The sequence below is a fragment of the Arthrobacter sp. Edens01 genome (assembly GCF_001307035.1).
Taxonomy (GTDB): domain Bacteria; phylum Actinomycetota; class Actinomycetes; order Actinomycetales; family Micrococcaceae; genus Arthrobacter_B.
The window spans coordinates 17,244-27,416 of sequence record NZ_LKIU01000004.1; the positions used below are offsets into that span (position 1 = coordinate 17,244).

General features: G+C 66.3%; 12 protein-coding genes. 2 read left to right on the top strand and 10 right to left on the bottom strand.

The window, feature by feature from the left end; translation table 11 throughout:
• Nucleotides 1-97 precede the first annotated feature (97 nt).
• Nucleotides 98-736: a LysE family translocator gene (locus AO716_RS05010; protein ID WP_055239880.1), complete on the bottom strand. Its 639-nt coding sequence runs from the start codon at nucleotides 734-736 to the stop codon at nucleotides 98-100.
• A 70-nt stretch (nucleotides 737-806) separates the two neighbouring features.
• On the opposite strand from AO716_RS05010, the gene AO716_RS05015 reads away from it, so the two are divergent.
• Nucleotides 807-1,466 (top strand): peptidyl-tRNA hydrolase, encoded by a 660-nt coding sequence (locus AO716_RS05015; RefSeq protein ID WP_055239881.1) that lies wholly within the window; start codon nucleotides 807-809, stop codon nucleotides 1,464-1,466.
• On the opposite strand, the gene AO716_RS05020 is transcribed toward AO716_RS05015, so the two are convergent.
• The 5 genes from AO716_RS05020 to AO716_RS05045 all read right to left on the bottom strand — a co-directional run bounded on the left by AO716_RS05020 (nucleotide 1,463) and on the right by AO716_RS05045 (nucleotide 5,355).
• Nucleotides 1,463-2,215, bottom strand: a complete 753-nt coding sequence (locus AO716_RS05020; RefSeq protein ID WP_055239882.1) for a hypothetical protein — start codon at nucleotides 2,213-2,215, stop codon at nucleotides 1,463-1,465. The genes AO716_RS05015 and AO716_RS05020 overlap by 4 nt on opposite strands.
• A 528-nt stretch (nucleotides 2,216-2,743) precedes the next feature.
• Entirely contained in the window at nucleotides 2,744-3,127 is a 384-nt protein-coding gene (locus AO716_RS05030; protein ID WP_055239884.1) for an RNA-binding S4 domain-containing protein, read from the bottom strand.
• A 14-nt stretch (nucleotides 3,128-3,141) separates the two neighbouring features.
• Nucleotides 3,142-4,059 (bottom strand): HNH endonuclease, encoded by a 918-nt coding sequence (locus AO716_RS05035; protein ID WP_055239885.1) that lies wholly within the window; start codon nucleotides 4,057-4,059, stop codon nucleotides 3,142-3,144.
• Nucleotides 4,060-4,081: 22 nt separating this feature from the next.
• Nucleotides 4,082-4,372, bottom strand: coding sequence for a DUF1540 domain-containing protein (locus AO716_RS05040; RefSeq protein ID WP_055239886.1), 291 nt, complete (start codon nucleotides 4,370-4,372; stop codon nucleotides 4,082-4,084).
• A 128-nt stretch (nucleotides 4,373-4,500) separates the two neighbouring features.
• The gene (locus AO716_RS05045; protein ID WP_055239887.1) at nucleotides 4,501-5,355 is read right to left on the bottom strand and encodes a hypothetical protein; all 855 of its coding nucleotides are present in this window, start codon (nucleotides 5,353-5,355) and stop codon (nucleotides 4,501-4,503) included.
• A 160-nt stretch (nucleotides 5,356-5,515) separates the two neighbouring features.
• Between AO716_RS05045 and zapE the strand changes: the two genes are divergently transcribed.
• Nucleotides 5,516-6,571, top strand: a complete 1,056-nt coding sequence (gene zapE, locus AO716_RS05050) for a cell division protein ZapE (protein WP_160317908.1) — start codon at nucleotides 5,516-5,518, stop codon at nucleotides 6,569-6,571.
• 57 nt (nucleotides 6,572-6,628) lie between these two features.
• Here the strand turns inward: zapE and AO716_RS05055 are convergent, their stop codons facing one another.
• The 4 genes from AO716_RS05055 to AO716_RS05070 all read right to left on the bottom strand — a co-directional run.
• Nucleotides 6,629-7,576: a hypothetical protein gene (locus tag AO716_RS05055; RefSeq protein WP_055239888.1), complete on the bottom strand. Its 948-nt coding sequence runs from the start codon at nucleotides 7,574-7,576 to the stop codon at nucleotides 6,629-6,631.
• A complete protein-coding gene (locus AO716_RS05060; RefSeq protein ID WP_055239889.1) occupies nucleotides 7,573-7,944 on the bottom strand; it encodes a DoxX family protein in 372 nt (123 codons plus the stop codon). The genes AO716_RS05055 and AO716_RS05060 overlap by 4 nt, the downstream gene beginning before the upstream one ends.
• A gap of 76 nt (nucleotides 7,945-8,020) precedes the next feature.
• A complete protein-coding gene (locus AO716_RS05065; RefSeq protein WP_235472002.1) occupies nucleotides 8,021-9,100 on the bottom strand; it encodes a LacI family DNA-binding transcriptional regulator in 1,080 nt (359 codons plus the stop codon).
• The coding region (locus AO716_RS05070) for an alpha-amylase family glycosyl hydrolase (protein WP_268753556.1) at nucleotides 9,082-10,173 on the bottom strand (1,092 nt) is incomplete at its 5' end. The genes AO716_RS05070 and AO716_RS05065, both read right to left, overlap by 19 nt.

Genomic DNA, 10,173 nt, shown 5'->3' on the forward strand with positions numbered 1-10,173 from the left:
CCGTCCCACCAGACCTAGCAGGAGGTGTGGGGTGACGTCTGCCCTAGTCAGACGCACATAGGGGGTGCGATGCCGTTTTGTTACCGCCGGGACGGCGCTAGTGCTTTATGGCCAGGGACGTGCCGAAGCCCAGCAGGGCGAGTCCTGTCAGCCGGTCCGTGATCTTCACCGACCGCGGAGCCTGCAGGGCCTTGCGGGCCAGATGAGCGGCCGAAATGATCAGCCCGAACCAGACAACGCTCAACAGCACGTGGATTCCGGCGAGGGCCAGGCCCATCAGCAGGGGCGAGACCCCGGCAGGCATGAACTGCGGAATCATCGCAATATAGAAGACCCCTACTTTGGGGTTGAGCAGGTTGGTGCCGAGCCCCTTGGCCCACGCTGTTGCCAGCCGTTCACCGGCCGGTGCCGGAACACCGTCCACGGGAACCGGGACATGACGGCGCCGGAAGGACTTCCACAGCAGGGAAGAACCCAGCCACAGCATATAGACGGCTCCCGCGAGCTTTAGCGCAGTGTAGGCAGCCTCTGAAGCGGTGAGCAGTGCGGAAATACCCACAGCGGCGGCGGCGCCCCAGGCGAAGGCACCGGTGTTAATGCCCAGTCCCGTGGCAACGGCGTGCTTCGGGCCCTGGCTGATGGCCGACCGCAGCACCATGGCAGAATCCAGGCCCGGCATGATGGTCAGCAGGACGGCAACGGCAGTAAAGCCGAGAAGAGCTTGTTCAACACTCACCCGCTCATGGTAGCCGGGCCTGCCGGCGGGCTGTCCGCGGGGCGGGGACACGGCATGGGAAACTGGGGGAGTGGAACCCAGCGATACCGTCCAGCCCATCCTTCTGCGCGTGGACAAGGAGGATCCAGCGGCGCATCGTGATGCTGTGGCCGCTGCTGCCGTAGCCTGCGTCCTCGCGTTCGCGCACAGGAACAGTGACGACGCATGGCTGGACTGGGTCCGCGGACGGTTCACCAAGACCGTGCGCCGGGCCGGTCCCAAACCTTTTGCGAAGCTCACCGCCGGGGCGCCTTCGGGCACGGTTGTTATTGGCAAGGCCGAGGCTGCGGCATTCGAACCCCAGCGCTACGCGGACATGCCGCGTGCACTGCGTTCCCTGCAGGTATCAGGTACGCAGCTGCCGGCAGCCGAACCCGCGCCTGCTCAGCCCGGTGCGCCTCTGATTGTGCTGAATGAAGACCTCGCCATGTCCACGGGAAAAGCGGCGGCGCAGGCCGCCCACGCACTGCTGGCCTGGTATCTGGAGCTGGCACCGGAACAGGCAGCGGGGTTCGCTGAATGCCCTGCGGCGTTGGTTACCGAACTGCCGGGGGAACGGTTCCGCGAATTGGCCCGGCACCCCGGGAACGGGCCCCTCATCGTGGATGCGGGACTGACGGAAATTGATCCGGGCTCGTCCACTGCCTTCGTGGCCGCGGGAGAACTCCGGGTTCCCGCCGCGGAAGCCTAGGAAGCTACCTTGTGGGCACCGATCCGCCGGGCGTCCCGTGCACGGGCGTCCAGGTCTGCGGCCGCCGGTGCGGGCAGATCGATAATGCCGCGCAACGAGCGCCGCAGGCTGCGGTAGGCACCTTCGACCTCGGAGGGTGAGGCACTGCCGTCGAGCAGCAGGTTCAGGGATGCGCGGGCTGTGGCCAGCTTGCTGCGCTCCGCGTCCGTCAGCCGGGACTGCCCGCAGCGGCGGGCGTAGTTTTCAGCGGTCTTGAACGCCACTTCAAAACGGTCGACGGCGAGGTGCAGGCGTGCCGGGTCAGCGTCCCGCTCAGCTTCGCGGATGTCCTGCATCGCGACGATGACCTCACGGATCACCGGATCCGTGTAGTCGGTCATGACCGGGTACTCGATCAGCAGCGAAACATCGGTTTCATAGCGCGACCACGCTACCAGTGCTGCGTCGCGGCGCAGCTGTGCGGCCTCCAGGGACGAGGCTGCAGCGGCAGCCCGGGACAAGCGGTTCCGGCGCGCCCGGAGCAGTCTGGCGGATTTGCCCGCGCCGATGCCCAAACCGGTTAGCGCCGCTATGCCAAGCGGAGGCACGGCGAACGCCAGTACAAACGTATATCCCGGAGGCACAGCACCCCAGATGGCCCATGCAGCGAAGGAGAGAAGGGCATAGACACCCAGGACCGCCAGACCTGAACCGAGGGCGAAAAGAACAAGTGCTGCCGCAGCAATCCTGCGGGCTACTCTCTTCAGCATGCGGACAGGATAGCCGCTGAAGCTGGGATACGGCAGGGAACCTGGGAATGGGGGTTGGGAGGCTAGCACCCTAGGCGCGGCAGCCACACGGGCGCGCAGAACTTGCGCAAGAACTGTGCGTATCTTGGGCTGAACTTGCGGGACGGGTTCCTAAGCTTGCACGCATGGGGACTTACAACACACTTTCACGCAGGAGAACGTCCAACGATGTGCTGACTCCGCAGGCCGGGGCGCCTGCGGGGATCCGATGGGTACATGCCAGCCGCCGGCAGCAGATGCCACAGCGGCCGGTACTGGGAGACTGCCAGGTTTACATCACCCGTCGGGGCACTGTCTTCCACTCGGCGTGGTGCCAGGTGGTACAGCGGACCTGGGAGTTCAACCGTCCGACGCTGCAGGTCTGTGACCAGGGCGAAGTCGGTGAGCGCCGCCTGTGCCGCTCCTGTGCGGAGGAATCCCGCCGCCATTAGACCGCCCGCCTGCACCGGCGGAAATGCGGTCGCAGCATTGTGCCGGGTTAGCGCGCGTCTAGCGGGCTCCCCGGAGCCGTTCGAGCTCCCGCCTGTCCTTCTTGGTGGGGCGCCCGGTACCGCGGTCCCGCTGCGGTATGCCCAGTGCCGGCGCGGCGGGGCGTTCAGGAGTGTGGTCGGTATAGAAGTGCGACGCCGCCTCAGCGCCGACGCGTTTGGCGATCAGGCCCCGGACTTCCAGGATCCGTTCAAACCCTGGCTGGCGCACACGGATGGTATCCCCGGGCTGGACGGGCTGGGCAGCTTTGGCTGCGTTGCCGTTCAGCTTCACATGCCCGGCCCGGCAGGCGGCTGTTGCTGCGGAGCGGGTCTTGTAGGCACGGATGGCCCATAGCCATGCGTCGATGCGCACGGTCTTGGAACTGCTGTTCGGAGTGCTCATGGTGATTTCCGAGTCTAGTCTGCGGCCTTGCGGGCAGCCCAGTCGTTTTCCCGGCCGCCGAGGCCGAGGAGGGCACGGGCATCAGCCTCGGCGCGCAGCTGTTCAGGACCCGGGGACGCCACATGTGCGGCATGGGGGGATACTCCCTGTGCGGCGAGCATTGCCCGGAGCTCAGCGGGGCTGTAAGGGTCTGGAAAACCGGAGTGGGCCATTGCGTGGCAGTTTCCGCACAGCGGAACCAGGTCCACCGCGGCGTCCAGGTCGTAATCATCCGTTACCAGCCTGGCCGGCACTATGTGGTGCACCTGCATGATGCCGGCGCCTTCGCGGCCGAACACCGTCTCGGGATCAAATCCGCAGACCGAACAGGACGGCCCGTAGTGCGCCAGGGCGATCCGTGCGGCGTCCGGGTCTGATTCGTAGCGGCTGGTCAGTGACCAGCGCACGGCCGCCTGCGGAAGCGATCCCGGAAGCAGCGCCGGGCCCAGCCCGTTCGTGCTGCTGACGTTCCGGGCCCAGGCATGACGCAGATCGGTTTCCGTGCTGCTGTCCAGGATGGTGAGGTCACCGCCGCCGGGACAAAGCCCGGCGAGCACGGGAGGCAGATGCACCAGGGGAATGTGTTCCTCCAGGGGCAGCAAAGCATCTATATCGATGTCGACCAAGACGGGCTGATCCCTTTGGCCACGGCGGTCCTCGTCATGGAACCCGTACGGCGAGGACACAACAACGCCGTGGCCGGCCACGCCCGCGCGCTCACCGGGAACGGTGAACCAGACATCGGCGCCCGCTTCGAGTTCGTCTGCAGCCCCGGAGATGTCCCACACCGCGCGAAAGAATCCGGACTCCGCTGCGCCGGCTGCCGCCGCTTGGTAATCGGGCTGCCATACCTCCGGCCAGACGGGGTCCCAGCCAAGCAGCGCGGCGGTCAAGGGGCCTCCCGGGGTGAAGGAATCAACGCGGCTGGTACGTGAGGCAGTCTGCCAGCTCGGCACCCGGTCCCACACGCACGTCATGCGCGTCGCACATCAGGTGGTCGTTGTAACGGCATTCTTCACGCTGGCAGGCGCCCACGGTCGCCAGGACCTTTGGGAGTCCGCCCGTGGCGGAGGTATCAATGAACGTTGCGCAGCTGGCGTGGTCCTTGGCGCCGGCGACGGTGATGGCATAGGCCGTGCAGCCGTCGTGGTTGAAGTCGCAGTTGTGGACCGAACAGTCGGATACGGGTGCTACATGGTCAGTCATGGTTCCTCCCGTGCTTGGTGCCGGATTGGATCGTGCCCGAGATCCGAACGTACCACCCCTAGGCGCGAATAATTAGCACGAATTTCTTAGGCGTAATTCGGGCGGGCTGCGACGGGCGTGCGGCGTGGCTACAGCCGCACAATCGCAACGGCGAGGAGGACCGCCGTGACAGTCAGGGCCAGCCGGAGCAGGAATGAAGCTTCGGGATACGTGCGGCGAAGCGCGTGGGGAAGACCGTCACGCACCGGCCAGGACCGGGCGTCGCACCGGATTGCGAGCCCGGTATAGATGATGGCCCCGCCGACCCCGCAGAGGGTTGTAAGCACCCCTACTACGGGACTTTCGGTGATCAGGCCACCGGACAGGAGTACGCCGACCGCCAGCCCGAGTGCGCTGCCGCGGCCAACAAAATCGAGGTACTTCGCCATCGCGGGAAGAAACACTCCCAGGAAACGGCGGGCGGCGCCGGTTCGAAGCAACTGGCCCGCTGACTGGGAATAGAGCCGTCTCGTGGCTGCCAGTTCCTTCGGGCTGTCCGCGGACGTGACCGCGGGCTCCACCTGCCGCAGCGCTGCACCGACGAGTTCTGCCTGCTCGGAAACCAGGGCAGGACGCTTCAGCAGCTGTGCCAGGGCCCCGGCAGCGCGTTGCCGCTGGCTGCTGCCTGGGCGGGACTGCCGCAAACGGTTCACTTGCCGGAGCCAGCTGGCATCGGATGTGCGAATACCGAGCCTGGGGTCGGCGACTGCAAGAGTGAGCCGGCGGGCGTAGGAGGCGGCGTGGTGCGCACCGGGCCCGGCGGTTCTGTTGTTCAACACGTCCGCCCGTTCGGAGACCAGCTCAAGGTACCGGTCCCGCAATGCGGGAAGCCCGGTGTTGTCCCAGCACGCCCGGGCGACGATTACTATGCCGAAGACCGCTGAAACCAGTGCAGTTGCCTGAATGACCGTCCAAAAGTCCAGGACCCCTATTAGCTCATTCACGACTCTCAGCAACTCCTGCACGGTTCCCCCAGATCACTCCGCCAATCGGGAACAGCATTTCACGTTCCGTCTCCCGGGTGGGCGGGAGGGACCCGGCGGACGTAACAGAGCGAAGATGAACTGTTTTTGAATGGGACGTGGGCCCCGGTATAACCGTTCTATGACCTCCGTGCCTGTTGAGATCCTGACTGACACGCTGGTTCGCACCGCGGCAGAACATGGAATTGAGCTCGACGACGCCCAGCTGGGGGTGCTTCCACTTCTGGCCCGCGCAGGCGCCTCCGCCGTCTCCGGAGGTGAGACGGCCTCCGACAGCTCCCTGTATCTGTGGGGTCCTCCCGGACGCGGAAAAACCTGGCTCCTGGACGCCTTCTATGAGGCCGTTCCGCTGGCCGAGAAGAGGCGCCTGCACTTCCACGATTTCTTCCGCGAACTGCATGCCCGGACTTTCGCGGGATACGGCAGGAAAGACTTTGCGCAGCAGTCCGCGTTTGCCGCCGGGCTGGACGCATTGCTGGGGGATGCCCGGCTGCTGTGCTTTGACGAGTTCCATGTCAACGGTCCCGCTGACGCAGCGTTTGTCACGCGGCTGCTCCGGCAGGTGATCGAGCGCGGGATCGTGCTCGTGGCGACGTCGAACTACGCCCCGCACGAACTTCTGCCGGACCCCATGTTCCACCACCTGTTCGAACCGGGGATAGAGCTTCTCACCACCCACCTGCAGGTGGCAGCCCTGGACGGTGAGCGGGACTACCGCTCCGCCGCGCCGCGCGGAACCTCCGGGTTCGCTGCCGGACACCACCTGCGTGCACCGGATGCCGCGGCCTTGGAAGCGGCGGGACTGCGGTATCCAGCCCCGGAGGAAACAGCAGTGCTGACGCCCGGAACGGTGGCATTGAAGGCAGCCCGTGCCTCCGGCGGGCAGATCTGGTTCGACTTCGCCGAACTGTGCGGCACCCGGTCAGCGGCGTCGGACTATCTGGTGCTGGTCCGGCAGTACAGCCACTGGGTGGTATCCGGTGTTCCGGACACCACCCGCGAGGACCCGTATGCCTGGCAGCGCTTCGGCAACCTGGTGGATGTGCTGTACGACGCCGGCTGCCGCCTGGATGTCCTGGGATTCAGCGACTATCGCGGAAGTTTCCCGGGTATCGCCCATCAGATTGATCTTGCCCGCATAAGCAGCCGCTTCGGCGTGCTTTCCGCGCCGGCATAAGCCCGGGTTCTGGAGCGGTTCGCTCGCAGGGGTCTGCGGCACGCATCAGGCTTGGACTCAGCGCAGCCCGTCCAGTTTTGCTTCCGCCTTTTCAACTGCCCGCCGGGCGGACCGTGCCTCGCGCCGCGCCGTGTCCCGGGATCGTTCCAGGGCGCCGCGGCGGCGGTCGACGGCGCTGACTTCGCGCTCGAGTTCACGGATCCGTTCGCGAAGATCATCAATCTCGTCCGTTAGGCCGTCGCGGAGCGTGACCTGTTCCTCCACTTCGGACTGGACACCGGCGAGCCGCCGCTCTGCCTCCCCGGCGGCTTCACGGGCGTCCGCAAGCTCTTCCTCGGCAGCGCGCAGGGCCTTGGCCCGTGCTGCTTCCTGCCGGCGGGAAGGCTCCTTTGCCGGCTCCTTCCCTGCACCCCGGCTGGCCGACCCCCTGGCGGAGCCGGACGCTGCTCCGGAAGCAACCAGTGGTGAGGCTGTGTCTGGATCCGCCACCGCGCCGTCGAGGTCCACCGGCTCCCACCCATTGGCTTCCAGACCCCGGACAAGGCGGCCGGAGGCCAGGGCCGCAGCGGCTTCCGGGTCCGTCATGGCGGCCCAAAGAGTCTGCTCCACCTCAGCGGCCACTGCGGCGCTGACGGGGTTGCCGAGTTTCTCCGCCAGCTCCCGTGCAGATGCTGCCAGGGCCCGCAGCATGCGGTGCCGCTCAGAGTTGAGCCGGCGCAGTTCCCCGCGGTCAAGGTCTGCCTGCGCTTCGCGAAGTGAGGCACCCAGTGACAGGACGCTTGATATCGCTTCGCTTTCCTCACGGACCAGCATGTTGGCCAGCCATGCCGCAGCCGACGGTTTGGGCAGCGCTTTCAGCCGCTTGCCCAGCTCAGCGTCCCCGGAACTCTTTGCAGCGGCGGCCTCCTGGTTCCGGGCAGCGGTAAAGCTCCCCGGCAGCAGGCTGTACAGCCGGGTGACTGTCTCTGCAGGTCCCGGCGCGGCTGGATCCTTGGCCGGGTTCATCCCGGATACGGTCCAAACCGGCCAATAGCGATGAAGACATTCATGGCCAGCAGGATGGCGGGCAGGGCAACACGATGGCGTTCACCCCGGCGAACGTGGACGGCGACGGCTCCGGCCATCATCAGTGCCAGCGCGGAGGCAGCGATCGGAGTGAGGATGGGGGCGACGTCGGACGCTGCAGGCAGAATCAGGCCCAGCGCACCAAGGATCTCTGCCACGCCGATCAGCTTGACCGCCCAGGCAGGGAAGTCGGCAGGCCAGCGCAGCACCCGCACCAGCTTTGTGTAGGACTGGACCAGGCGCATGACTCCGAGCCCGAAGTACAGCAGGGCTAGGACGATCTCCGCTACCCACAGAAAAACCAGCATTGACGATCCTTTACCCCCGTTCAACGCCGGTGAACCCGGCATTGTTATCCTATCCAGCTGTAGGGGAACGGCACAGCTACGGAGCAGCCGAACCCTGGGATCCGCGCGGCACCGCTGTACTGGACCTAACTACAAACTCCGTGGGGTAGAAGCCCTCCATCAGGTCCCGTCCCACGTGTTGCTTGCGCAGCAGGGCAAGGACGGCTCCGACGGCGGCGGCGCCCTGCCCGGAGGGGTCCTGGGCAATAGTGGTTAGACCGAAAACTGCGGACAGCTCATGTCCGTCGATGCCAATGACGGAGATGTCCTCCGGAACCCGGAGCCCCAGCTCCCGCGCTGCAAGGATTGCGCCCACCGCTATTTCATCGGCTGCACAGAAGATTCCGGTGACTGACGCGGCCGGGTCTGCCAGCAGGGCCTTGGCCGCGGCGTACCCGCCGGCCACACTGAATTCGGAACTGCGCAGCCAGTGGGGTTCAACACCCAGGCCGGCTTCCGCCAGCGCATGCAGGTAACCGTCCTGCCGGGTGCTCCCCATGCGGAAGTCCCGCACAAGTTCCTCACCGCCGCCAATATGGGCAATGCGGGTATGGCCCAGCGAAATCAGGTGCCGGGTAGCCAGGGCGGAGATGCTGAACTCATCGACCCGGATGGTCGGAGTATCCGGCAGCGGGCCGCCGATTGCCACGATTGGCTTGCCCACCTCGCGCAGCTGGCCAAGTTCCTCTTCGGTCAGCCGCAGCGCAACGGTAATGACGGCGTCGAGTCTCTTGCGCTGCAGCATCTCCTTCAGGACGCTCTCGCGGTGGCCCGGTCCGTCAGAGGTGTTGTAGAGGGTGAGGTCGTAGCCGGCCTCGATCAGGGCTGACGCAGCGCCTTCGAGGACCTGGGAGAAATACCAGCGCCCCACTGTGGGCAGCACAATCCCGATGTTCCGGCTCCGGCCGGAGGCCAGCGACGAGGCATTGTAGGAAATAACGAATCCCAGTTCCTCGGCGGCCGCCTGGACCTTTCGGCGTGTGGCGTCCGAAACCCTTCCGTTGCCGCTTAGGGCACGCGAAACAGTTGCCGCCGAGACTCCGGCACGGGCGGCTACTTCCTTGATGCCAGCCCCGCGGGGCCGCTGTTCCACGGTGTTCAGCCCAGCCGAATCCACACGGAGGTATCCGGGGCCAGGAAACCATTCGTGCCTGCCTCCGGGACGCTGCGGACCAGCACCTCACCGGCAGGCAGTTCCACTGCTTCGGTGCCCATGTTCATCAGGGCCAGGATGTTGCCGTTGACCAGCGAAACTACGCCCTTGTCATCATGTTCAGGCCACCAGCCCAGTGACCCGTGTCCCAGCGAGAGGTCCCGGCGAAGGGACAGCGCCTCCCGGTAGACGTTGAGCGTTGAGTCCGGATCCCGGGCCTGCAGGTCACGTGACAGGTCCTTCCACTCGTCAGGCTGGGGGAGCCAGGACTTCCCCGTGCTGCTGAAGCCGTAGGAGGGTGCGTCGGCGACCCAGGGCAGGGGCACACGGCAGCCGTCCCGGCCCAGGCGCTCGCCGCCGGTGCGGTGGAAGGTGGGGTCCTGCCGGTGCCCATGCTCGAGCATGGTGTGGTCCGGCATCCCGAGCTCTTCGCCCTGGTAGAGGTAGACGCCGCCGGGCAAGGCGAGCATCAGCAGGGTCGCTGCGCCTGCCCGGCGCAGGCCGAGGTCATGGTCCGGCTGGGTATCCTCCGGTCCCAGGCCGTCTCCGGGCCGGGTGTGCCCCTCGGCCTGCCCGAAGCGGGAGACGTGGCGGACGACGTCGTGGTTGGAGAGGACCCAGGTGGTGGGGGCGCCGACTTTGTCGAAGGCGTTGAGGCTGGTGGTGATGATGCGGCGTAGTTCGTTGGGGTTCCAGGGGTGGTGGAGGTAGGCGAAGTTGAAGGTTTGGTGCATTTCGTCGGACCGGACCCAGTCGGTGAGGCGTTCGAGGGGGTCGATGGTCGCTTCGGCGCAGAGCACGCGGTCGCCGTCGTAGTCGTCGAGGATTTTGCGCCAGGAGCGGTAGATGTCGTGGATGCCTGCTTGGCCGAACATGGGTGCCTGGTCTCCGGGGAAGCCTTCGCTGGAGGCTCCGTCGGCGCGGCCGCCCCAGTCGGGGAGCCCGGTTTTTTTGATGAGGGCGTGGGCGACGTCGACGCGGAAGCCGCCGACGCCGCGGTCGAGCCAGAAGCGCAGGATGCGTTCGAATTCATCGTG